This is a genomic window from Variovorax sp. PDC80, assembly GCF_900115375.1.
GTDB lineage: Bacteria > Pseudomonadota > Gammaproteobacteria > Burkholderiales > Burkholderiaceae_C > Variovorax.
The window spans coordinates 16,250-37,885 of sequence record NZ_FOWG01000011.1; the positions used below are offsets into that span (position 1 = coordinate 16,250).

Genomic DNA, 21,636 nt, shown 5'->3' on the forward strand with positions numbered 1-21,636 from the left:
TCCTCCAACACACACAAGGACCCGTCATGAAACACTGGATCAAACGCACGCTCTTCGGTTTTGCCGGGCTCGCCGTGGTGGCCGGCAGCGTCGCCGGCTGCGCCGGCCATCGCCACGGCTGGAACGGCGACAGCGCCGAGTTCCGCGCCAAGATGGTCGAGCGCGTGGGCAGCAAGCTCGACCTCGATGCGTCGCAGAAGCAGAAGCTCACCGTGCTGGCCGAGAAGCTGCAGGCGCAGCGCCAGGCCCTGCGCGGCGCCGACGGCTCGGGCGATCCGCGCTCGCAGTTCCGCGCGCTGTTCGCGGGCAACAAGCTCGACCAGGCCGGCGCCACGCGACTGGTCGACGAGAAGACCGCCGCGCTGCGCAACGGCAGCCCCGAGATCATCGCCGCGGCGGCCGACTTCTTCGACCACCTGAACCCCGCGCAGCAGCAGAAGGTGCGCGAGTTCATGGAGCGCGGCGGACGCCGCTGGAGCCGCCAAGGCTGATGCACCGGCGGCCCCGTCCCTCGGCCGGGGTCGCATTCCCATCCTTTCGGGGCCCGGCGCCCTCCACCTGATGCGAGCACACCATGAAGACCATCGAACCGAACCTGGGCGACTTGATCGCGCTGCGGCGCCAGGCCGCGCGCCGCGCGAGCGATGCCGCGACCGAGACACAGGAAGGCGCCGCGACCGGCGGCGTGCGCACCACGCTGCGGCTCGAGGCGCTGGCCGTGCTGGCGGGCGCGCTGATCGCCTACGACCGCACCGGCACCGGCTGGGGTCTGTTCGCGCTGCTGTTCCTGCTGCCCGACCTGTCGATGCTCGGCTACCTGGCGGGGCCGCGCATCGGCGCGCGGGTCTACAACGTCGCGCACTCGTACCTGGTGCCGCTGGGCATCGGCGCGCTGGGCCTGCTGGTGGCGTTGCCCTTCGCGCTGCCGCTGGCGCTGATCTGGGCCGCGCACATCGCGTTCGATCGCGCGCTGGGCTTCGGCCTCAAGTACGAAGCGGGCTTCGGCTTCACGCACCTGGGCCGCGTCGGAAGGCAGGACCCATGGTGAGCGCGCGTCCCGACGATGTCGTGCGGCCCGTGCTGCGCCCCGCCGTGGCGCGCACCTGGCTGCTGGCCGAGGCGCTCGCGCTCGGCACCGCCTCGGCCGTGCACGCGGGCCGGCTGATTCCCGGCTTCGCGCATGCGCAGGCACGCACGGCCGAGGCCGTGATCGCGCTGGTGCTGGTGGGCGCGGCGGTCGCGAGCTGGCTGCGCCCGGCCTGGACGCGCTGGTTCGCGATCCGCGCCCAGGGCTTCGCGCTGCTCGGCACGCTGGTCGGCCTGTTCACCATCGCGATCGGCATCGGGCCGCAGACCGTGCCCGACGTCGCGTATCACCTGGTCCTGCTCGCCGCGCTCGCGGCCGGCCTCGTCGTGGCGGTGCGATGCCGGGCGGGTTGATCATCAGCCAGCTCCTGGCCAGGAGGCACAATCCGCCCATGCCGCGCATCCTGCTGATCGACGACGACGAACACCTCGGCGCGCCGCTGGCGAGCTACTTCGCGCGCTTCGGCTGCACGCTCGAGAGCGCGGTGCGGCCCAGCGAAGGCCTGGCGCGGCTGCGCGCCGAGAGCTTCGATGCCGCCATCCTCGATGTCATGCTGCCCGAGATGGACGGCTTCGCGCTGTGCCGCGAGATCCGCAAGGAGAGCGACATCCCGATCGTGATGCTGACCGCGCGCGGCGAGGTGATGGACCGCGTGGTCGGCCTCGAGCTCGGCGCCGACGACTACGTGCCTAAGCCCTTCGAGCCGCGCGAACTCGTGGCGCGCGTGCAGACCATCCTGCGGCGCCAGCGCGTCGCGCCGCCCGCGGCCGCCTCGTCGCAGCAGCGCGTGTTCGACGGCCTGGCGATCGATCTCGACCGGCGCCTGGTGCTGCGCCAGGGCGAGCGCGTCGACCTCACCGGCACCGAGTTCGAGCTGCTGGCGCTGCTGGCGGCCGAGCCCGGCAAGGTGTTCAGCCGCGACGACATCCTCAACCGGCTGCGCGGCCACGAGGCCGAGCTCTACACGCGCGCGGTCGACATCGTGGTGAGCCGCCTGCGCAAGAAGCTCGAACCGCTGGACTGCATCAAGACGCTGCGCAACGCGGGCTACGCGCTGGCCGTGGCACGCGGCGAGCCTTCTTCATGAACTTCCGCCGCAGGGAACGCCGCGAACGCGAGGGCGCGTGGCATGCCTTCGCCTGCCGCCGCGACGAGCTGCACCGGCAGTGGCATGCGCAGTGGCACGAGAAGGTGCAGGGCAAGCGCCGCTGGCGCCGCTCGCTGCGCATCCGGCTGGTGATGATGTTCGTGCTGCTCGCGGTGGTCATGACCGGCGTGTTCCTCATGGGCATGAAGAAGTCCTTCTCCACCGGCTGGGCCGAGGCCGCGCAGCCGATGCTGGTCGACTACGCAGACCGGCTGGTGACCGAGCTCGGCACGCCGCCCGACGTGTCGCGCGCGCAGGCGCTGGTCGATCGCCTGCCGATCACCATCCGCATCGTCGGGCCGACGGTCAACTGGGACTCGAACCCCGGCGAGCACGGCACGCGCGGCGGCTGGATGCGCGACCACGACGAATCGATGTGGAACGACAAGTGGTTCATCCGGCCCACGGCCGACGGCCACCGCGTGATCTTCGGCTGGGCGCCGCGGCTGTGGCAGATCGCGCCGCGCGCGGCCGGCTGGGCCACGCTGAGCCTGCTGCTGCTGCTCGTGGTGCTGGGCTATGCCTACGTGAGCCGGCTGCTGCGGCCGCTGATCGACATCCGCGATGGCGCGCAGCGCTTCGGCCGCGGCGACTTCGAGCGGCCGATCCCGGTGCGCCGCAACGACGACATCGGCGATCTCGCCGAGCACATCAACACCATGGCCCACGACATCCAGGCCATGCTCGATGCCAAGCGCGGGCTGCTGCTGGCGCTGAGCCACGAGCTGCGCTCGCCGCTCACGCGCGCGCGGCTCAATGCCGAACTGCTGCCGGCCACGGCCGAGGGCCGGGCCGAGCGCGAGGCGCTGCTGCGCGACCTCAACGAGATGCGCGACCTGATCAGCGACCTGCTCGAGAGCGAACGGCTCGCGAGCCCGCACGCGGCGCTGCAGCGCGAGCGCATCGATCTCGCGGCGCTGGTGCGCGAGACCGTGGCCGAGATGCCGGCCGCGCGCGAGGTCCACCTCGACCTCGCCGAGGGCCTGCCGGCGCATTCGGTCGACCGCATGCGCATCCGCCTGCTGGTGCGCAACCTGCTGGACAACGCGCTGCGCTACAGCACCGAGGCGCCGCGTCCGCCCAGCGTGTCGGTGCGCGCGGTGCTCGAGGGCCAGGCGCAGGGCGTGGAGATCGAGGTGCGCGACTTCGGTCCGGGCGTGGACGAGGCGCAGCTCGAGCGGCTGACCGAGGCCTTCTACCGCACCGACGGCGCGCGCCAGCGCACCACCGGCGGCGTCGGCCTGGGCATGTACCTGTGCCGGCTGATCGCCGAGGCGCATGGCGGCAGCCTGCGGGTGCGCAACGCGTCGCCGGGCCTGCAGATCGTGGTGCGCCTGGGCTGACGCGGTCCGAGCGGGGAGGGCGGGAAGAGCGGGCTGTCGCCTGCGCTACGCGCGGCCCCGCGCGGCGCGGCTAGCATGCGCCGCTCAGCCAACCCCGGGGCGCGGCCCCATCTCCAGGAGACGCTTCATGACCGACACCACCGCACTCGTCAACCACCAGGTCCGCCTCGCCAAGCGTCCCGAGGCCGCCGCCACGCGCGAGCACTGGAGCTTCGGCAGCGAGCCCGTGGCCGAGCCGGCCGAAGGCGGCGTGCTGGTCAAGACGCTGTCGCTGTCGCTCGACCCGGCCATGCGCGGCTGGCTCAACGATGCCAAGAGCTACATCCCGCCGGTCGAGATCGGCGCCGTGATGCGCGCCGGCGGCATCGGCCGCGTCATCGCCTCGAAGAACCCGCAGTTCGCGGTCGGCGACACCGTCTACGGCACGCTCAACGTGCAGGAATACATGCTGATCCCGCAGGAGGAAATCAAGCGCAACGGCCTGGTGAAGATCGACCTGCGCGTGGGCAGCATCACCCAGTGGCTCAACGTGCTGGGCATGCCCGGCATGACCGGCTACTTCGGCCTGATGGACGTGGGCCAGCCCAAGGCCGGCGAGACCGTCGTGATCTCGGGCGCCGCCGGCGCGGTCGGCCAGACCGTGGGCCAGCTGGCCAAGATCAAGGGCTGCCGCGTGGTCGGCATCGCGGGCGGCGAGGCCAAGTGCGACTGGGTGGTCAAGGAGCTGGGCTTCGATGCCTGCATCGACTACAAGGCCGGCGCCGCCGCGGTGCGCGACGGCCTCAAGCAGCACTGCCCCAAGGGCGTGGACATCTACTTCGACAACGTCGGCGGCGAGATCCTCGACCTCGTGCTCGCGCGCATCGCGCGCAAGGCCCGCATCATCATCTGCGGCGCCATCAGCCAGTACAACAACGCCAACAGCATGCCGGCGGCCGGCCCGCGCAACTACCTGAGCCTGCTGGTGAACCGGGCGCGCATGGAAGGCATCGTGGTGTTCGACTACGCCGACCGCTATCCCGTGGCCATCGCCGAACTGGCGGGTTACCTGAAGGATGGGCGCATGAAGAGCAAGGAAGACATCGTGCAGGGCCTCGACACCTTCCCCGAGGCCCTGAACCGGCTCTTCAGCGGTGCCAACTTCGGCAAACTGGTGCTGCAGGTGGCGACCGAGTGATGTCAGCTCGGTAGTATTTGGCAAAACTTTCGTATCGAAAAGTTTGCAAATGGGTTTAGTTCACAAACATTGAATTAACAATGTCAACCACTGTCAACTGAGTCGAAAACGTCTTCTTCTCCTAGGAATTGGTTAATAGACTGCGCTCTGCCTTGTCAAGGCAAGTAGTTCTTTTTGTTAACAATCCCAGGGAATTCAGATGCGTAAATTCTTCAAGCTGGCGGCGCTGGCCGCTGTCGCCGCTGCGCTGTCGCAAGGCGCGATGGCTGCCGACGGCACCATCAACTTCACGGGCGAAATCGTCGATGCACCTTGCTCGATCTCGCCGAACAGCCAGAACATGACCGTGCCGCTGGGCAAGGTCGCTCGCACGGTGCTCGACGGCGGCAAGGGCAAGAAGGCCACGCCGTCGAAGTTCACCATCGACCTGCTCGGCTGCGGCGCCACCGCCAAGGGCGCGACCGTGTCGTTCACCGGCACGCCCGACCTCGACGACGCCACCAACCTGCGCCTGGCGAATGCCGGCCAGGTCGGCGTGACCACCGCTTCGGGCGTGGCCATCGAGCTGGGTGATTCCGCCGCCACCAAGATTCCGCTCGGCTCGGAATCGGCGCAATACGTTCTGGGCCAGGGCGACAACGCCCTGAAGTTCCAGGCCGTGTACGTGTCGACCAAGGACACCGTGACGGTCGGTCCGGCCAACTCCACGGCCCAGTTCACGGTCAACTACAAGTAAGCCGCCTTCGCGGAATCCGGCCCCTGTCCATTGCGGCAGGCGCCGTCGGATTCCGCCCCGGACCGACGCGGCGCGGCGACCTCGCGTGGACGCGCCGCATCGGCCGGTTTTTCCATCACCCGTCTTTTTTCCGCCGGTGCGCCGCGTGCGCCGCCGTGCTGGGGTACGCCTGGACGCCAGCGTCCGCCGTACCGAGGAACCCGTCGTATGTGCAGCAAGAATCGAATTCGTTGGACCCTGGGCATCATGGCGATGCTCTGCCTTCAATGGCCGGCCGCGGCGGGCGTGATGCTCGGCGGCACGCGCGTCATCCTGGGCGAGAAGGACCGCGAAGCCTCGATTCCGGTGAAGAACACCGGCACCTCGCCCTACGTGGTCCAGGCCTGGATCGACGCCGGCGAAGGCAAGAACAAGACCCCGATGCTGGTCACGCCGCCGCTGTCGCGGCTGGACCCCGGCATGGAGAACATCCTGCGCATCATGCGCGTGGCGGGCGAGCTGCCCGCCGACCGCGAGACGGTGTTCTGGCTCAACGTGAAGGAGATCCCCGAGCGCTCCAAGGACGAGAACGTGCTGCAGATCGCGGTGCGCAGCCGCATCAAGCTGTTCTACCGGCCCGCCAGCCTGGGCGGCAAGTCCGAAGAGGCCCGCAGCCAGCTGCAGTGGGCGGTGGCCGGCGGCGCGCAGGGCGCGGTGCTCAGGATCGGCAACCCGACGCCGTACCACGTGACCTTCACGGGTCTGAAGATCAACGGCGGCCAGCAGGACATCAACGCCGACATGGTGCCGCCCTTCGGCGAGTCGGTGTATCCGCTGACCGCGGTGAAGACGCCGCAGGCGATCCAGGTCAACTTCACCACGCTCAACGACTACGGCGGCGAAACGCCCGAGGAACTGGTGCGCGTGCCCGCGGGCGATGCGCCGGTGGCCGTGAAGGCCGAGCTCGCTCCTGTCGCAGCCGACGGCGCGAAGCGCTGAGGCGCGAGGGCGAAAAGCCATGCGCCGCCGCATCCCGTCCCTTTCAGCGATCCGGCGCGCGCCGGTGGCCGGCGGCGCCCTGCGCGCGCCGTTCCGCCTGAGTTTGTGCGCCGCGGTGCTCGCGGCCCTCGGCACGCACGGTGCGCAGGGCGCGCCGGTGCAGGAGCAGGCGCCCGCGCCCCAGAAGCCACAGGTCGCGCAGAAGCAGCAGCTGGCCGCCTCGAGCTTCAACGAGGAGTTCCTCGGCATCGGCGGCGACCAGCCCAATGCCGACCTCTCGCTGTTCTCGTTCGGCAACCGCGTGCTCGCGGGCAAGTACACCGTCGACGTCTCGCTCAACGAGCGCGGCGTGGGCCAGAGCGAGGTCCGCTTCGAGGACAAGGAAGGCACGAACGACGCGGTGGCCTGCCTCACGCGCGGCCTGCTCGACACCTGGGGCGTGAACGTCGCGGTGTTCCCGTCGATCGCCGCTGCCGCCGACGAGGCCTGCATCGACCTCGTCAACGCCATCCCCGAGTCGAAGCTCAGCTACGACGCTGGGCGCCAGCGCCTGTTCCTGAGCATTCCGCAGGCCGCGCTCAAGCGCAGCGCGCGCGGCGCCGTGGGCCCCGAGAAGTGGGACAAGGGCATCACCGCCTTCATGCTGGACTACCAGCTCAACTACTCGCGCTTCAGCGGCAGCAACTACCGCAACGACACCCCGCTGACCAACCCGCAGCTCAACGTCTTCGACGCCGCCGATCCGTTCAACCGCAACCGCAACACGCTCCAGCGCAACACCTTCTTCGCGGGCGTGCGGGCGGGCTTCAACATGGGCGACTGGCGCTTTCGCCACTACTCGACCTACAACCACGGCCTCGATGGCCGAAGCCGCTGGCAGGGCGTCACCAGCTATGCGCAACGCGACCTGGCCTCGATCAATGGCCAACTGCTGATCGGCGACGGCAACACGCCCGGCAACTTCTTCGACAGCCTGCCGTTCCGCGGCGTGCAGGTGTCCTCCGACGACGCGATGCTGCCCGACAGCCTGCAGGGCTACGCGCCCACGATCCGCGGCATCGCCCAGACCAATGCGCGCGTCACCGTGCGGCAGAACGGCTACATCGTCTACAGCACCTTCGTGGCGCCCGGGCCCTTCGTGCTCGACGACCTGTATCCCACCGCCTCGAGCGGCGACCTCGAGGTCACGATCACTGAGGCCGACGGCCGCCAGACCAAGTACACCCAGGCCTTCTCGGCCGTGCCCACCCTGCTGCGCGAGGGCACCTGGCGCTACTCGGCCACCGTGGGCAAGTACCGCAACGGCTACGACAACGTGAACACCAACCCGCTGCTGCCGAGCCAGGTGCCGGCCGAGCCGGTGTTCCTGCAGGCCACCCTGGCGCGCGGCCTGCCCGACGAGTACTCGGTGTACGGCGGCCTGATCGCCGCGCGCAAGTACCAGTCGGGCCTGGTGGGCCTGGGCAAGAACATGCGCGCCTTCGGCGCCGTCTCCTTCGACCTCTCGGCCGCGCGCACCGTCGACCGCTTCGACAAGACCTACAACGGCCAGTCGCTGCGCTTCCTCTATTCGAAGGCTTTCGTCGATTCGGGCACCAACTTCCGCGTGGCTGGCTACCGCTACTCGACCAGCGGCTACCGCACCTTCCAGGAAGCGGCACAGATGCAGGGCCTGCTGCTGCCCGACAACTTCAACAGCCGCCGCAACGAGCTGCGCTTCGAACTCTCGCAGCAGATCGGCAGCTGGGGCTCGGTGTTCGCCTCGGCGCGCCAGCAGACCTACTGGGGCACGCCCGCCAAGGACCGGCTGGTGCAGATCGGCTACTCGGGCAGCTACAAGCAGTTCGGCTACAGCGTCTTCTACAACTACAGCACCAACAACGGCGGCATCAACAGCTTCAGCACCGGCTCGATCCGTCCGGTCAGCCGGCAGCTCATGGTGATGGTCAGCATCCCGCTGGGCGACACGCGCGCCAGCGCGCAGTACACCGTGAGCCGCGACAACGACGGGCGCCTCAACCAGCAGGCCAGCGTCTACGGCAGTGCCTTCGAGGACAGCCGGCTCAACTACAACGTCACCGCGGGCCACTCGAATGCCGACGGCCAGGGCTCGAGCGGCAGCGCCAGCGCGAGCTACCTCTCGCCCGTGGGCCGCTTCGACGTCGGCCACTCGCAGGGCAAGGGCTACGGCCAGACCACCTTCGGCATGTCGGGCGGCCTGTTGGCGCATGGCGGCGGCGTCACCCTGTCGCAGCCGCTGGGCGAAACCATCGCGCTGGTGCAGGCGCCCAAGGCCGGTGGCGTGGGCTTCGAATCGCAGCCGGGCGTGGCGACCGACAGCGCGGGCAACGCGGTCATCCCGAACCTGAGCCCGTACCGGCTCAACCGCCTCGCGCTGCGCACCGGCGACCTCGGCGACACCGTCGAGGTGAAGAACGCGGCGATGGAAGTGGTGCCCACGCGCGGCGCCGTGGTGGTCGCGAAGTTCGAGACCTCGGTGGGCTTCCGCCTGCTGATGACGCTGAGCGACGCAAAGGGCCGCGTGCTGCCGCTGGGTTCGAAGATCGAGAACGAGGCGGGCCAGGAGGTCGGCATCGTCGGCCCCGACGGCCAGGCCTTCGTGACCGGCGCGGGCCAGAGCGGCAGCCTCACGGTGCGCTGGGGCCAGGGCGCGAACGACCAGTGCACGGTGGCCTACACCCTGCCCGAGGACGCCAATCCGCCGCCGATCCGCGAATTCACGGGGCAGTGCATCGGCAGCGCGGTCGACAGTGCGGCGCTGTTCGCGCCGCGAGCAAAGAAGAAGGGAGCGGAATGAACCGCAGCAATCCGTCGGGCGCGATGAAGGCGTTCTTCTCCTCCCCGCTGCGCCGCGGCGCCTCGCTGATCGCCGGGCTCGTGCTGCTTGTGGCCGCGCAGGAGGCGAGTGCCCTGTGCTCGCTGAACACCGCGGGCGGCTACGTCCCGAAGAACATCAACATGGTGATGGGACGCATCGTCGTCAGCCCGGACCTGCCCGTGGGCAGCCTCATCACCACGGCCAAGACCTTCCCCATCTACCAGGCGGGTTCGAACAACACGCCATTCACCTGCTCCGGCGGCGGCACCCTGTTCGGCGTCATCAATTCCGCGGCGGTGGGCGCGGAGTGGTCGGGGAAGGAAAAAGTCTTCGCCACCAACGTGGCGGGCATCGGCATCCGCCTGCTGCGACGGGCCACGGGGGGCAACCCGCCCGATGTGTACTACCCGCACACCTTGTCGACCACCACCACGTTCGGATCGTTCGCGACCAACGCGGACTTCGTGGTCGAGCTCTACAAGATCGCCCCCGTCACCGGCAGCGGACCGCTGGTCAGCGGCATCTACACCACCTATTCCGGCGACCGGGGCGGCTCGGCCGTGACCACCCGCGTCGACGGCGACGCCATCACCATCGTCACGCCCAGCTGCCTCGTGGACACGGGCTCGAAGAACATTCCGGTGGTGTTCGGCAAGGTGCCGCAGAGCGACTTCAAGGGCCGGGGCACGACCGCGGCGGAGCGCAACTTCAACATCCGGCTCAAATGCAACGCCGGGGTCGGCACGCAGAACACCGTCTACCTGCGCATGGATGCCACGCCCGATCCGGCCGGCGATGCAGGCGTGCTGCGCATCAGCCAGGCCAGCGGCTCGGCCACCGCCACCGGCGTGGGCATCCAGATCATCGACGGCCAGAAGGTGCCGGTGAAGTACGGCGACGACGCGTTGGTGGGGCCGTCGAAGGACGGCGACTACGTGCTGCCCTATACCGCGCGCTATTTCCAGACCGGCAACACCGTGACGCCGGGGCAGGCCAACGGCATGGCGACCTTCACGCTCGACTACAAGTAACTGGGCAAGGCGATCCGCAAGATGGATGCGCTGGGCCCGGTGAGCACCCGGGCCGGCGAGCGGCCGTCGCCGCTTCGCGTTCAGTCCACGTCCGGCCGCATCGGGATGTCGCCCATCGCGTCATCCTCGCGCAGCCCGCGCGCGGCCTTCAGCAGCTCGATCGACAGTCCGTCGCCGTGGCCCGCGAAGCCTTGTGCGATGCCCTCCAGCGCGGTCGAGAGGCCGAGCTCCCCGTCGGCGCGCGCATCCATGCTGATGTTGAGCACGCGCGCCGCCATCTGGCGGTAGGTGACGGCGCCCGCGCCCTCCAGCGCCGCGACCAGGTCGAGGTACAGCGCCAGGTTCATGTCGAACACGAGCTTGGGGGTGATCTCGAAATCCTCGCTGTTGTTCTTCTTGTCCATGCCATGACTCCTTTCTTCGGGAGTCTCCACTCTAGCCACAAAAAGCGCGCGCGCTCGTCGGACACGGGCGATGTTGCTCAACGCGCACGCGTTCGAGGCCGCGTGCCCCCGCCGCCGCCGTCACCCGAGCCGCAGTAGCAGTGCCGAGGCCGCGCACACCAGCAGGAAGGGCACGCTCAGGCGATGGAACTCGCGCAGCCCGTTGGGCAGCTTCGCGAGCCGCAGCGCGATCAGGTTGGCGAGCGAGCCCAGCACGCAGCCGAAGCCGCCCACGCTCACGCCGGCGGCCAGCGCCGGCAGGTCGTGCACGTAGCGGTCGAGCAGGATGGTGGCCGGCACGTTGCTGATGAACTGCGAGCTCACGATCGCCGCCAGGTAGGCGCGCCAGCCCTCGGCGATCGGCCATTGCGTCATCAGCGCGGCGATGAAGGGCAGCTCGGCGAGCTGGCGCAGGTCGACGAACATCAGCGCGATGATCGCGAGCAGCGCCCAGTCGACGTCGCGCAGCACGCGGCGCTGGAACAGCAGGTAGGCGCCGAACACGACCGCCAGGCCCGCGGCCAGCCAGTGCCGGTCGAGCGCGATCACGAAGCCCACGAACAGCAGGCCCGACAGCGCCAGCAGCCGCGGCTGCACCGGCGCGCTGTCGGCCGCCGGCTTGAGCGCGATCGCGGTGCGCGGCACCAGCAGCCAGACGGCGGCGAACAGCCAGAACAGCATCACGCCCACGGTCGGCGCCATCATGCCCATGAAGCCCGCGAAGCTCTCGCCGCTGCGGTGCCACAGGTAGAGGTTCTGGGGGTTGCCGATCGGGGTGAGCGCCGAGCCCGCGTTGACCGCCAGCGCCTCCAGCACCACCAGCCGCGCCAGCGGCAGGTGCGCCTGGGTGGCGAGCACGCGCGTGAGCGGCACCAGCAGGAACAGGCTGACGTCGTTGGTGACCAGCGCCGACAGCACGGCGGCGCTGGCAACGAGCAGCAGCGCGAGCTGGCGCAGGTTGGTGGTGCGCGCCAGCAGGCGCTGCGCGGCCGATTGCAGCACGCCGCTCTTCTCCACGCCCTGGGTGATCGCGAGCAGGCCCGCGAGCGCGCCCACGGTCTGCCAGTCGATTAGCTTCAGCCAGTCGAGCGGCGCGCGCGGCCGCAGGAAGGCGAACAGCACGGCCACCGCCACCAGCACCCAGAGCAGGCCGTTGCCGCCGCCCTCATGGGGCGATGCGGTGTCCGCGGCGGCGGTGGCGGGGGGCAGGACGGACGCGGTGTCTTTGGTCATGGAGCGGCGGTGGTCAGGGCGGCGGGAGCGTGCGCGGCACGCGCTTCCCGCCCCCGAGTTTCGGGCATGGCGAGCGCGAACAGCGCGAGCGCCGCCGCGGCGATGGCCGCGAGCACGACGAAGGCGGTGCCGTAGCCGGCCGCGTGCGCGATGCTGCCCGCCAGCAGGTTGCTGAGCGCCGCGCCCAGCCCGACGCAGGCCGCGCCCAGGCCGAGCGCGAAGTTGAAGCGGCCGCTGCCACGCGTGAGGTCGCCGATCATCAGGGTCAGCATCACGCCGAAGATGCCCGCCCCGATGCCGTCGAGCACCTGCAGCGCGAGCAGCGCGGCGGGGCTGTCGGCCAGCAGGTAGAGCAGCCCGCGCACCGGCAGCACCGCGAAGCCGACCAGGAACACCGGCTTGCGCGCGAGCCGCGGCGCCCAGCGCCCGACCGCCATCGCGATCGGGATGGTCACCAGCTGCGTGACGATCACGCCGGCCGAGAGCCACAGCGTGGCCGCGGCGCCGGTGCGCGAGCCGACCTTCTGCGCCACCAGCGTCAGCATCGCGGCATTGGCCAGGTGGAACAGGAAGGCGCAGGCCAGCAGCACGACGAGGCGGCGGTCATGCCAGCGGACGGTGCCCGGGGTGAGGTCATCGGATGGCGCGTCGGCGCCGCGCGCCAGCCGCGGGTCGACGTCACGGTCGCGGATCAGCAGCGCCGCCGCGATGGTCGGCAGCGCCATCGCCACCGCGTAGAAGAACATCGCGCGCGGGCCGAAGGCATGGCCGACCCAGCCGGTGCCCAGCGCCCACAGCACCGTGCCGGCCGCGGTGATCGCGGCGTTGCGGCCGATGCGCGCGTCGAGGCCGGCGCGGCCCACCATGCCGAGGCTGGTGGCCGCGAGGGCGGGCGCGACCAGCGTGCCCGCGGCGCCGATCAGCGACTGGCCCGCGAGGATGGTGCCGTAGAGCGGCCATTGGGCCATCGCCACCAGGCACAGCGCGATCAGCGCGACCGCGCCCGCGATCCAGCGCGGCTTGCGGCGCACGCTGTCGATCAGCGCGCCGGCCGGCGCCTGCACCGCCAGCCCGACCAGCGCCGAAACGAACATCACGCTGCCGATGCGCTGCGGATCCCAGGCCAAGGTGCCGGCCATGAAGACCACGAGGAAGGGGCCGACGCCGCCCTGGATGTCGGGCGCGAAGAAGGCCAGCGCATCGAGGGCGCGCAGGCTGCGGCGGGTGGGCGCGGTCGTCATGGCGGGACGGGGCCGAAGCTCAGGAAGCCGGGCCGCGCGGGGCGGGGCGCGGACCCGGGCCCGCGTCGGGACCCGCGCCCGGACGCGGACCGCGCAGCACCTCGGCCACCGTGTCCGCCGTCGGGCCCAGGCCGGTGGCCTCGAGCACCGTGCCCTGCGCGCCGCGCGTGCCCCAGCCGCGCGCATGGAGCTCGGCGCCCGGCTTCAGCTGGTCGCGGTACATCGCGCCCACGTGCGGCGGGAAGCGCACGATGGTCTGGTCGGCCAGCAGCGCGCCGCGCACGTCGCCGCGGTCGGTGTAGAGCAGGCGTTCGATGCGGCCCTGCGCGCTCAGCGCATCGAGCGCGCCCGGTTCGCGCGGCGGCCGCGGCGGCGCCATGCCGGGCGCGGGCGGGGTGTCGACCAGGCTGCGGCCGTTGGCTTCGAGCGAGCGCATGCGCAGCACCGGCACGCCGGGCGCGCGCCAGCCGCCGACCTGCACCGTGTCGCCGGGCTGCAGCAGTTGCATGGCGTCGGCCGACAGGTGCGGCGGGAACGCGACCTGGGTGCCGTCGGCCAGCAGCAGGCCGTCGGCCTCGCCGCCGGGGTTGAGCAGGAAGCGCTGCACACGGCCGGTGACGACCGTGCCGGCCTCGGGCGCGGCGGCCGCGGCGGCGGGGCTCGGGGGCAGCGGGGCGCCGGGCGGCGGAGGCGGCAATTGGGCGAAGGCCGTGCCGCCCGCGAACAGGATGGCGGCGGCGATCAAGGGAGTGCGGACTGTCATGGGAGGCTCCTTGCGGGTGGATGTCCCGAAGACATCTCACGCAACGTGCCAGCACCGAAATCCTTTGAAATCAAGGACTTGCGGGCGTCGCCGCGGCGGCGCCCGGATGATCCGGAGACAGCGGGCGTCCGCTTTCCGGACACCGCGTCATTCGAGGCCGTACTGCGTCAGCTTGCGATAGAGCAGTTGGCGGTGGATGCCGAGCCTGCGCGCCGCCTCGGCCCGGTTGCCCTGCGTCTGCGCGAGCGCATGCGCGATCAGCAGCCGCTCCAGCCTTTCGACGGCCATCGGCAGCTCGCCCTCGAGCCAGTCCGCGGGCAGCGCCGGCGCGGCATCGGCGGCCGGCGCGGCGCCCAGCGCGGCGGCCAGGTCGGCGTCGCCGATCACGCGGTGCCGCACCAGCGCCTGGCAGCGCTCCATCGCATTGCGCAGCTCGCGCACGTTGCCGGGCCAGGGGTGGCCGAGCAGGCGCCGGGCCGCCTCGGCCGACAGCGACTTCGGCGGCTCGGTCGCATCGCGCGGGACCGCGCGGCGCAGGAAGTGCTCGGCCAGCGGGATGATGTCAGCCAGCCGCTCGCGCAGCGGCGGCAGTCGGATCGACAGCACGTCGAGCCGGTACAGCAGGTCCTCGCGAAAGCGCCCCTCGCGCACGGCCGCGCGCAGGTCGCGGTGGGTCGCGGCGACCACGCGCACGTCGACCTTCACCGTGCGGTGCCCGCCCAGCGGCGTGACCTCGCCCTCCTGCAGCGCGCGCAGCATCTTGGCCTGCACGTCGAGCGCCATGTCGCCGATCTCGTCGAGCAGCAGCACGCCGCCGTCGGCCGCGCGGAAGCAGCCGAGCCGCTCGCCGGTGGCGCCCGTGAAGGCGCCGCGCACATGGCCGAACAGCTCGCTCTCGAGCAGTTCCTTCGGGATGGCCGAGCAGTTGATGGCCACGAAGGGCCCGCCGGCGCGCGCCGAATGGCGGTGCAGCGCGCGCGCCACCATTTCCTTGCCGGTGCCCGTCTCGCCGAGCACCAGCACCGGCATCGCGCTGGCGGCGGCCAGGCCGATGCGTTTGTGCACCTCGCGCATGGCCTCGCCCGGGCCGATCAGCGCGGCGTCGTCCTCGTCGTCGGGAGCGGACGAAGGCGCGGCCGCCGTGCGCTGCTGCAGCGCGCGCTCGAGCACCTCGCGCACCGCCTCGCGGCCGATCGGCTTGGCCAGGTGGTCGAAGGCGCCCAGGCGCATCGCCTCGATGGTGTTGCCCGCGCTCGAGAACGCGGTCAGCACGATCACCGGCGGCAGCCGGCCCGCGCGGGCGCGCAGCGCCGAGAGCGTCTGCAGGCCGTCCATGCCGGGCATGCGGTGGTCGAGGAACACGGCGTCGAAGCGCGTGTGCGCGAGCGCCTCGAGGGCCTCGGCGCCGCCGGCCACGGCCGTCACGCCATGGCCCAGGCCCTCGAGGGTTTCGGCCAGCGTGTCGCGGAAAGCGTCGTCGTCGTCGACGATCAGGAGGTGCGCCATGGAAGCTCCAGTTCGAAACGGGTGCCCGGCGCCAGCGGCAGGTGGCGCAGCTCGCCGCCATGCGCCAGCGCCACCTCGCGCGCCAGCGCCAGGCCCAGGCCGGTGCCGTCGGCGCGGCCGGTGGCGAAGGGCTCGAACAGGCTGGCCTGCAGCGACTCGGGCACGCCCGCGCCGTCGTCGTCGACGCGCAGCGCGAGCGTGCGCGCATCGGGCTGCACCGCCGCGAGCACGACCTCGCCGCCGCGCGGCGCATGGCGCACGGCGTTGTCGAGCAGGTTGTCGATGGCGCGGGCCAGGTGCACGGGGTCGAACACGGCGCTGTCGGGCGCCTCGTGCCGCAGCACGAGCCGCACGCCCGCGGCTTCCGCTTTCGGCGCCACGGCCGCCAGCCGCTCCTCGAGCCAGCGCGCGAGCGGCACCGGCACCGGTGCCAGCGTCACGGGCTGCACCAGCGCGAGCAGGCTCTGCACCAGTCCGTCGAGCCGGTCGATCTGGCCGACGATGGCCTGCAGCGCCGGGCCTTGCCGTTCGGGCGAGGCGGCCAGCGCGTTCTCGGCCTTCAGCCGCATGGTAGCGATGGGGTTGCGGATCTCGTGCGCGATGCCGCCCGTCATGCGGCCCAGCGCGGCCAGCCGCTGGTCGCGGCTGCGCTGCTGCGCGGCCGCGCGCAGGTGGGCGCGCGCCTCCTCGAAGCGCAGCCGGTAGCGGTTGAAACCGTCGACGATGCGGTCGAGCTCGCGCACGCCGGTGCGCGGCAGCTCGGGCATGGCGTCGCCGTCGGCGTCGGCCTGCGCCAGCCGGCTCTCGAGGCGCTGCACGTGGCGCAGCCCGCGCAGCAGGATCGAGCCCAGCCACAGGCCCGAGGCCAGCACCAGCAACAGCAGCACGCCGAGCCCGGTGCGCAGGCTGTCCTGGGCGGCGAGCGCGCCGCCGCTGGTGCGCGTCATGGTCCAGGCGGCGAGGTCGTCGGCCGGCGCGGGCAGCGGGCAGGCCGAGACGATCAGCGCCTCGCGGCTGCCGCGCACCACGTCGGTCTGCGGCTGGCGGGTGCGCGCCGCGAGCTGCGCCAGCTGGGCGATCAGCGGCTGCTCGGCCGCGGGCACGTCGCGCTTGACGCCGCTGCCCTCGTAGGTCGGGAAGGCGTAGGCCAGGGGACCGTCGACCGCGTGCCAGACGCCGCCCTCGACCTGCGGCGCCTCGATCAGCACGAGTTGCAGCAGCACGCGCAGCAGGTCGACCTCGGGCCGCGGCGGCGCGGGCGCGGCGATCGACTTGGCGTAGCGCGCCGCGATCGCGCGGCAGGACTGCTCGGTGGCGGCGCGCCCGGCCGCCACCTGGGCGCCCGCGCTGCTGCGGTAGAGCGTGAACATCACGACCGCGAGCGCGGCGCACATGCCGAGCAGCAGCACCCAGAAGAAGACCAGTTGACCGCGCAGGGATTTCATCTGCCGCGATCCTGCCCGGTCTTCGGGTCGCGGCGCGTCAGCCGCGGACGCGTTCTCGCAGCTCGCGCTTGAGCACCTTGCCGATCGCGCTGCGCGGCAGCTCGTCGATCAGCGCCAGGCCCGCGAGCCGCTGCGTCTTGCCGACCTGGGCATTGGCCCACTGCAGCAGCGCCTCGGCAGCGGTGGCATCGCCCTCGCGGCGCACCACGAAGGCCATCGGCGTCTCGCCCCATTGCTCGGAGGGCACGCCGACCACCGCCACGTCGGCCACGGCCGCATGGCAGCGCAGCACCGCCTCGAGGTCGCTCGGGTAGATGTTGAAGCCGCCGCTGATGATCATGTCCTTCTTGCGGTCGAACAGCGTGAGGAAGCCGTCGGCGTCGAAGCGGCCCACGTCGCCGGTGCGGATGAAGCGCTTGCCCGTCGCGTCGAACCATTCGGCCTCGCGTGTCTTCTCGGGCTGGCGGTGGTAGCCGGTCATCATGCCGGCCGAGTGGCCGACCACCTCGCCGGCCACCTCGGTGTCGCCGGCCGGCAGCTCGCGGCCTTCCTCGTCGATCAGCCGGATGTCGCTGCCCGGTGCGGGCTGGCCCACGGTGTGCAGCTTGGTCGGATGCAGGTGGGCCTCGAGGATGCAGGTGCCGCCGCCCTCGGTCATGCCGTAGAACTCGATCAGCCCGCCGGGCCAGCGCGCGAGCACGTCGGCCTTGAGCGCGGCATTGAAGGGCGCGCTGGTGCTGAACTTGAAGCGGTAGGCCGAGAGGTCGTGCGCGTCGAAGCGCGGATGCGCCATCAGCCGCTGGTACTGCACCGGCACCAGCATGGTGTGGGTCACGCGATGCCGTTCGGCCAGTTGCAGGTAGCCGAGCGCGTCGAACTTCGGCATCAGCACCACGCAGCCGCCGAAGGCCAGCGTGGGGAAGAACACGACCAGCGTGGTGTTCGAGTACAGCGGCGTCGACAGCAGCGTGACGGTGTGGCTGTCGTACTCGTACTTGGCGCCGCGCTGCACGTGGGCCCAGCGCATGCCGTGGCCCTGCACGATGCCCTTGGGCTCGCCGGTGGTGCCCGAGGAATAGATGATGTTGAAGGCCGTGCCGGGCTGCACGTCGGCGGGCTCGGGCGTGGCGCCCTCGGGCGCGAGCCAGTCGGCCAGCGAGCGGCCGATGGCCGAGCCGTCGAGCGCCACGCGCGCGATGCCGCCGGGCTGCGCCGGGCCGATCACCTCGGCCGCGCCCGCGTCGGCGAAGAGGATGCGCGCATCGGCGTCCGAGATCATGCGCGCCAGGCTGGCCGGCGTGGAGCCCGGGGCCAGCGGCGCCACCGCCACGCCCGCGCGCAGCGCGCCGAGGAACACGGCCGCGTAGTTCACCGACGAGGCGGCGCAGACCGCGATCGCGTCGCCGGCGCGCAGGCCGTCGCGCTGCAGGCTGGCGGCGATGCGGTCCATCAGCGCGTCGAGCGCACGGTAGTCGAGCTGCTGCGCGGCGTCGGCGAGCGCGGGGCGCTCGGGGGTGTTGTGCGCGTGGAAGCGGATCAGGTCGGCGATCACGCCGAAGTCGCGTTCCATCAGGGCCTGAAAGGAAGCGTCGGAAGAAGCGGAAGCGGGTTGCTGCAAGGTCGGGTCCTCGGTCGTTGCCGGTCGTGCAGGATAGCGAAGATGCCCGACGCCCGGTGAGCCCGAGGCGACGGGCCGCGCCATGAAAAAAGCGGCCCGGAGGCCGCTCGTTGCAGGGGCTCGCGCGGCTCAGACGCCGGCCGCGTGCGCCTGCTGGTCCGCGTGGTAGCTCGAACGCACCATCGCGCCCACGGCCGCGTGCGAGAAGCCCATCTTGTAGGCCTCTTCCTCGAACATCTTGAAGGTGTCGGGGTGCACATAGCGGCGCACCGGCAGGTGCGAGCCCGACGGCGACAGGTACTGGCCGATGGTCAGCATGTCGATGTCGTGCGCGCGCATGTCGCGCATGACCTGCAGGATCTCCTCGTCGGTCTCGCCGAGGCCGACCATGATGCCGCTCTTGGTCGGCACCTCGGGGTGCAGCGCCTTGAACTTCTTCAGCAGGTTGAGGCTGAACTGGTAGTCGCTGCCCGGGCGCGCTTCCTTGTACAGGCGCGGCGCGGTCTCGAGGTTGTGGTTCATCACGTCGGGCGGCGCGGCCTTGAGGATCTCGAGCGCGCGGTCGTCGCGGCCGCGGAAGTCGGGCACCAGGATCTCGATCTGCGTCATCGGCGAGAGCTCGCGGATGTTGCGGATGCAGTCGACGAAATGCTGGCTGCCGCCGTCGCGCAGGTCGTCGCGGTCGACGCTGGTGATCACCACGTACTTCAGGCGCAGCTTGGCGATGGTCTTCGCGAGGTTGAGCGGCTCGTCCTTGTCGAGCGGATCGGGGCGGCCATGGCCCACGTCGCAGAAGGGGCAGCGCCGCGTGCACTTGTCGCCCATGATCATGAAGGTGGCGGTGCCGTTGCCGAAGCATTCGCCGATGTTGGGGCACGAGGCTTCCTCGCAGACCGTGTGCAGGTTGCTCTCGCGCAGGATCTGCTTGATCTCGTAGAAGCGCGTGGTCGGGCTGCCGGCCTTGACGCGGATCCACTCGGGCTTCTTGAGCACCTCGCCCTGCTGGATCACCTTGACGGGGATGCGCGAGAGCTTGGCCGCGGCCTTCTGCTTGGCCAGCGGGTTGTAGGTTTCGGCGCTCTGGGCGTCGCGGACGACTTCGGTGGTGCTCATTGGAGTTCTCGTCAAGGCGCCAGGAAAGTACCGAGCTTGCGGCCCAGCACGGCGGCGGCTTCTTCCCATGTGGATTGGACGCCGATTGTAGAAAGGTCGACCGTTTGCAGCCCGGCGTAGCCGCAAGGGTTGATTCGCGAGAAGGGTTCGAGGTCCATCGCGACGTTGAGCGCCACGCCGTGGTAGGTGGCGTGGCGGCTGACCTTGATGCCCAGCGCGGCGATCTTGCCGAGGCCGCGGAACGGGTCGTGCTCGGGCCGCGGGCCGGTGAGGGCGGCGTGCGAGAACGGGTCGTCCAGGCGCACGTAGATGCCGGGGGCGCCCGCCACGCGGTGGCCGGTGACGCCGAAATGCGACAGCGTGCGCAGCACCGCCTCCTCGAGCCGGTAGACGTATTCCTTGACGAAGTAGCCCGCGCGGCGCAGGTCGATCAGCGGATAGGCCACCACCTGGCCCGGGCCGTGGAAGGTGACCTGGCCGCCGCGGTCGGTCTGCACCACGGGGATCTCGCCGGGGTTGAGGATGTGGTCCTGACGGCCCGCGATGCCCTGCGTGAAGACCGGCGCGTGCTCGCAAATCCATAGCGCGTCGGGCGTGTCGGGCGTGCGTTCCAGCGTGAACTGCTTCATCGCGGCGAAGGTGGCGGCGTAGTCGACGCGGCCTTGCCGGTCGAGGGCGATGGGGGGCGCTGCGGTGTCGGTGCTCATCGTGGGGGCTGCCGCTCGGGCAGGGTGCGGGTCTCGCCGATGGCGAGCGTGAAGAAATCGTCGGCGGCCACGCCCTGGGCCTGGCGCGCGGCGGCGAGGTCGCGCGGCGGCTGGTCGAGCGCCTCGTCGGTCAGCGCGAAGGTGCCCCAGTGCACGCCCAGGCTGCGCTTGGCGCCGAGTTCGCGGTGGATGCGCACGCTCTCCTCGGGATTCACGTGCTGGTCCTTCATGAACCAGCGCGGCTCGTAGGCGCCCACGGGCAGCAGCGCGAGGTCGAAGCCGCCGCCCTGGGCCGGACCCTGGCGCGGCGCGAAGCGGGCTTGGATGTCGGCGAAGTCGCGCGAATAGCCGGTGTCGCCCGAATAGAAGAGCTGCAGCTTCGGCGACAGCACGGCGAAACCGCCCCACAGCGTCTTCAGCCGGTCGCCGAGGCCGCGCGCGCTCCAGTGCTGGGCGGGCGTGAGGAAGACCTGGGTGGCGTCCGTCGCGGCCGCGAGGCCCGCGCCGTTGCGCTGGATGCGCACCTGCGAAGCCTGCGGCGGGGCGCTGCCGGCACCGGTGCCGGGCGGCAGCTCGAGGCTGTCCCACCAGTCGAGCTCGACCGCGTTGGCGATGCCGCGCTCGGCCAGCCAGGGCGCGATGCCCAGCGGCACCACGAACAGCGGCGATCCGCCGGCCTGCGCGGCGAGCGCCTTCACGCTGGCTTCGTCGAGGTGGTCGTAATGGTTGTGGCTGATCAGCACCAGGTCGATGCGCGGCAGCTCGGCCAGCGCCAGGCCCGGCGGCTGGAAGCGCTTCGGGCCCGCGAAGGACACCGGCGAGGCGCGTTCGCCGAACACCGGGTCGGTCAGCACGTTGAGGCCGCCGTTCGCGGTCGGCAGCTGCACCAGCACGGTGGCATGGCCGATGAAGGTGGCGGTGGGGCGCATCGGCTGCGCCGTGGCGTTGGCGCGCAGCAGCGCGAGCTCGGGCTTCACCACCGGCGGCGGCGCCTCGGGCGCCTTCGGCAGGCCCTTGAACCACGACGGGATCTGCCAGCGCACCAGCACGTCGATGAAGAAGTTCTTGGGCTGGAACTCGATGTAGTTGTCCTGGAAGCCGTCGCTGCGGTGATGCGGGCGGCTCGCGTCGTAGTAGGGATTGGGGGCGGTGGAGCAGGCCACCGCCAGGCCACCCGCGCACAGCGCGGCCGCGAGGTGCCGCCAGCGTGTCAGCGCGGAACGCGGCAT

20 protein-coding genes are annotated in these 21,636 nt (G+C 71.2%); 10 read left to right on the plus strand and 10 right to left on the minus strand.

What is annotated here, in order from left to right; translation table 11 throughout:
* The first annotated feature begins 26 nt into the window (after nucleotides 1–26).
* From BM109_RS28065 to BM109_RS28110, 10 genes are all read left to right on the plus strand, one after another.
* Nucleotides 27–491, plus strand: a complete 465-nt coding sequence (locus tag BM109_RS28065) for a Spy/CpxP family protein refolding chaperone (protein ID WP_093350236.1) — start codon at nucleotides 27–29, stop codon at nucleotides 489–491.
* A gap of 83 nt (nucleotides 492–574) precedes the next feature.
* Complete coding sequence (locus BM109_RS28070) at nucleotides 575–1,048, plus strand: DUF4260 domain-containing protein (protein ID WP_093350239.1); 474 nt, start codon at nucleotides 575–577, stop codon at nucleotides 1,046–1,048.
* Nucleotides 1,042–1,440 (plus strand): hypothetical protein, encoded by a 399-nt coding sequence (locus tag BM109_RS28075; protein WP_093350242.1) that lies wholly within the window; start codon nucleotides 1,042–1,044, stop codon nucleotides 1,438–1,440. Before BM109_RS28070 ends, BM109_RS28075 begins: the two co-directional genes overlap by 7 nt.
* Nucleotides 1,441–1,478: 38 nt before the next feature.
* Nucleotides 1,479–2,174, plus strand: a complete 696-nt coding sequence (locus BM109_RS28080) for a response regulator transcription factor (protein WP_093350245.1) — start codon at nucleotides 1,479–1,481, stop codon at nucleotides 2,172–2,174.
* Nucleotides 2,171–3,577, plus strand: coding sequence for a HAMP domain-containing sensor histidine kinase (locus tag BM109_RS28085; RefSeq protein ID WP_093350247.1), 1,407 nt, complete (start codon nucleotides 2,171–2,173; stop codon nucleotides 3,575–3,577). Before BM109_RS28080 ends, BM109_RS28085 begins: the two co-directional genes overlap by 4 nt.
* Nucleotides 3,578–3,704: 127 nt before the next feature.
* A complete protein-coding gene (locus tag BM109_RS28090; protein WP_093350249.1) occupies nucleotides 3,705–4,754 on the plus strand; it encodes an NADP-dependent oxidoreductase in 1,050 nt (349 codons plus the stop codon).
* A gap of 199 nt (nucleotides 4,755–4,953) precedes the next feature.
* Entirely contained in the window at nucleotides 4,954–5,490 is a 537-nt protein-coding gene (locus BM109_RS28095; protein WP_093350252.1) for a fimbrial protein, read from the plus strand.
* A gap of 246 nt (nucleotides 5,491–5,736) precedes the next feature.
* Nucleotides 5,737–6,468, plus strand: a complete 732-nt coding sequence (locus BM109_RS28100; protein WP_256222826.1) for a fimbrial biogenesis chaperone — start codon at nucleotides 5,737–5,739, stop codon at nucleotides 6,466–6,468.
* A gap of 19 nt (nucleotides 6,469–6,487) precedes the next feature.
* Entirely contained in the window at nucleotides 6,488–9,286 is a 2,799-nt protein-coding gene (locus tag BM109_RS28105) for a fimbria/pilus outer membrane usher protein (RefSeq protein WP_093350259.1), read from the plus strand.
* On the plus strand, nucleotides 9,283–10,338 hold the full coding sequence (locus BM109_RS28110) for a fimbrial protein (RefSeq protein WP_093350262.1): 1,056 nt from the start codon (nucleotides 9,283–9,285) through the stop codon (nucleotides 10,336–10,338). Before BM109_RS28105 ends, BM109_RS28110 begins: the two co-directional genes overlap by 4 nt.
* 80 nt (nucleotides 10,339–10,418) lie before the next feature.
* Here the strand turns inward: BM109_RS28110 and BM109_RS28115 are convergent, their stop codons facing one another.
* From BM109_RS28115 to BM109_RS28160, 10 genes are all read right to left on the minus strand, one after another.
* Complete coding sequence (locus BM109_RS28115) at nucleotides 10,419–10,742, minus strand: hypothetical protein (RefSeq protein WP_093350265.1); 324 nt, start codon at nucleotides 10,740–10,742, stop codon at nucleotides 10,419–10,421.
* Between the two features lie 120 nt (nucleotides 10,743–10,862).
* The gene (locus BM109_RS28120; RefSeq protein ID WP_093350268.1) at nucleotides 10,863–12,014 is read right to left on the minus strand and encodes an SLC13 family permease; all 1,152 of its coding nucleotides are present in this window, start codon (nucleotides 12,012–12,014) and stop codon (nucleotides 10,863–10,865) included.
* Complete coding sequence (locus BM109_RS28125; RefSeq protein WP_093350271.1) at nucleotides 12,011–13,255, minus strand: MFS transporter; 1,245 nt, start codon at nucleotides 13,253–13,255, stop codon at nucleotides 12,011–12,013. Before BM109_RS28125 ends, BM109_RS28120 begins: the two co-directional genes overlap by 4 nt.
* Nucleotides 13,256–13,274: 19 nt before the next feature.
* Nucleotides 13,275–14,018 carry a hypothetical protein gene (locus BM109_RS28130; protein ID WP_256222827.1) on the minus strand — a complete coding sequence of 248 codons (744 nt, stop codon included), beginning with the start codon at nucleotides 14,016–14,018 and terminating at the stop codon, nucleotides 13,275–13,277.
* Between the two features lie 147 nt (nucleotides 14,019–14,165).
* The gene (locus BM109_RS28135) at nucleotides 14,166–15,524 is read right to left on the minus strand and encodes a sigma-54-dependent transcriptional regulator (protein WP_093350275.1); all 1,359 of its coding nucleotides are present in this window, start codon (nucleotides 15,522–15,524) and stop codon (nucleotides 14,166–14,168) included.
* Nucleotides 15,509–16,969 carry a sensor histidine kinase gene (locus tag BM109_RS28140; RefSeq protein WP_093350278.1) on the minus strand — a complete coding sequence of 487 codons (1,461 nt, stop codon included), beginning with the start codon at nucleotides 16,967–16,969 and terminating at the stop codon, nucleotides 15,509–15,511. Before BM109_RS28140 ends, BM109_RS28135 begins: the two co-directional genes overlap by 16 nt.
* 37 nt (nucleotides 16,970–17,006) lie before the next feature.
* Nucleotides 17,007–18,539, minus strand: coding sequence for a class I adenylate-forming enzyme family protein (locus tag BM109_RS28145; RefSeq protein WP_093350282.1), 1,533 nt, complete (start codon nucleotides 18,537–18,539; stop codon nucleotides 17,007–17,009).
* A gap of 177 nt (nucleotides 18,540–18,716) precedes the next feature.
* Complete coding sequence (gene lipA / locus BM109_RS28150; protein WP_093350284.1) at nucleotides 18,717–19,700, minus strand: lipoyl synthase; 984 nt, start codon at nucleotides 19,698–19,700, stop codon at nucleotides 18,717–18,719.
* Nucleotides 19,701–19,711: 11 nt separating this feature from the next.
* Nucleotides 19,712–20,407: a lipoyl(octanoyl) transferase LipB gene (gene lipB / locus BM109_RS28155; RefSeq protein WP_057593987.1), complete on the minus strand. Its 696-nt coding sequence runs from the start codon at nucleotides 20,405–20,407 to the stop codon at nucleotides 19,712–19,714.
* On the minus strand, nucleotides 20,404–21,636 hold the full coding sequence (locus tag BM109_RS28160; RefSeq protein WP_093350288.1) for an MBL fold metallo-hydrolase: 1,233 nt from the start codon (nucleotides 21,634–21,636) through the stop codon (nucleotides 20,404–20,406). The genes lipB and BM109_RS28160 overlap by 4 nt, the downstream gene beginning before the upstream one ends.

Coding starts and splice junctions, on each gene's coding strand:
- lipB (WP_057593987.1), bottom strand. CDS start 20,407: ATGAGCACCGACACCGCAGCGCCCCCCATCGCCCTCGACCGGCAAGGC.
- BM109_RS28140 (WP_093350278.1), bottom strand. CDS start 16,969: ATGAAATCCCTGCGCGGTCAACTGGTCTTCTTCTGGGTGCTGCTGCTC.
- BM109_RS28065 (WP_093350236.1), top strand. CDS start 27: ATGAAACACTGGATCAAACGCACGCTCTTCGGTTTTGCCGGGCTCGCC.
- BM109_RS28130 (WP_256222827.1), bottom strand. CDS start 14,018: ATGACAGTCCGCACTCCCTTGATCGCCGCCGCCATCCTGTTCGCGGGC.
- BM109_RS28120 (WP_093350268.1), bottom strand. CDS start 12,014: ATGACCAAAGACACCGCGTCCGTCCTGCCCCCCGCCACCGCCGCCGCG.
- BM109_RS28070 (WP_093350239.1), top strand. CDS start 575: ATGAAGACCATCGAACCGAACCTGGGCGACTTGATCGCGCTGCGGCGC.
- BM109_RS28100 (WP_256222826.1), top strand. CDS start 5,737: ATGGCGATGCTCTGCCTTCAATGGCCGGCCGCGGCGGGCGTGATGCTC.
- BM109_RS28135 (WP_093350275.1), bottom strand. CDS start 15,524: ATGGCGCACCTCCTGATCGTCGACGACGACGACGCTTTCCGCGACACG.
- BM109_RS28105 (WP_093350259.1), top strand. CDS start 6,488: ATGCGCCGCCGCATCCCGTCCCTTTCAGCGATCCGGCGCGCGCCGGTG.
- BM109_RS28115 (WP_093350265.1), bottom strand. CDS start 10,742: ATGGACAAGAAGAACAACAGCGAGGATTTCGAGATCACCCCCAAGCTC.
- BM109_RS28080 (WP_093350245.1), top strand. CDS start 1,479: ATGCCGCGCATCCTGCTGATCGACGACGACGAACACCTCGGCGCGCCG.
- lipA (WP_093350284.1), bottom strand. CDS start 19,700: ATGAGCACCACCGAAGTCGTCCGCGACGCCCAGAGCGCCGAAACCTAC.
- BM109_RS28125 (WP_093350271.1), bottom strand. CDS start 13,255: ATGACGACCGCGCCCACCCGCCGCAGCCTGCGCGCCCTCGATGCGCTG.
- BM109_RS28145 (WP_093350282.1), bottom strand. CDS start 18,539: ATGGAACGCGACTTCGGCGTGATCGCCGACCTGATCCGCTTCCACGCG.
- BM109_RS28090 (WP_093350249.1), top strand. CDS start 3,705: ATGACCGACACCACCGCACTCGTCAACCACCAGGTCCGCCTCGCCAAG.
- BM109_RS28110 (WP_093350262.1), top strand. CDS start 9,283: ATGAACCGCAGCAATCCGTCGGGCGCGATGAAGGCGTTCTTCTCCTCC.
- BM109_RS28095 (WP_093350252.1), top strand. CDS start 4,954: ATGCGTAAATTCTTCAAGCTGGCGGCGCTGGCCGCTGTCGCCGCTGCG.
- BM109_RS28075 (WP_093350242.1), top strand. CDS start 1,042: ATGGTGAGCGCGCGTCCCGACGATGTCGTGCGGCCCGTGCTGCGCCCC.
- BM109_RS28085 (WP_093350247.1), top strand. CDS start 2,171: ATGAACTTCCGCCGCAGGGAACGCCGCGAACGCGAGGGCGCGTGGCAT.
- BM109_RS28160 (WP_093350288.1), bottom strand. CDS start 21,636: ATGCCGCGTTCCGCGCTGACACGCTGGCGGCACCTCGCGGCCGCGCTG.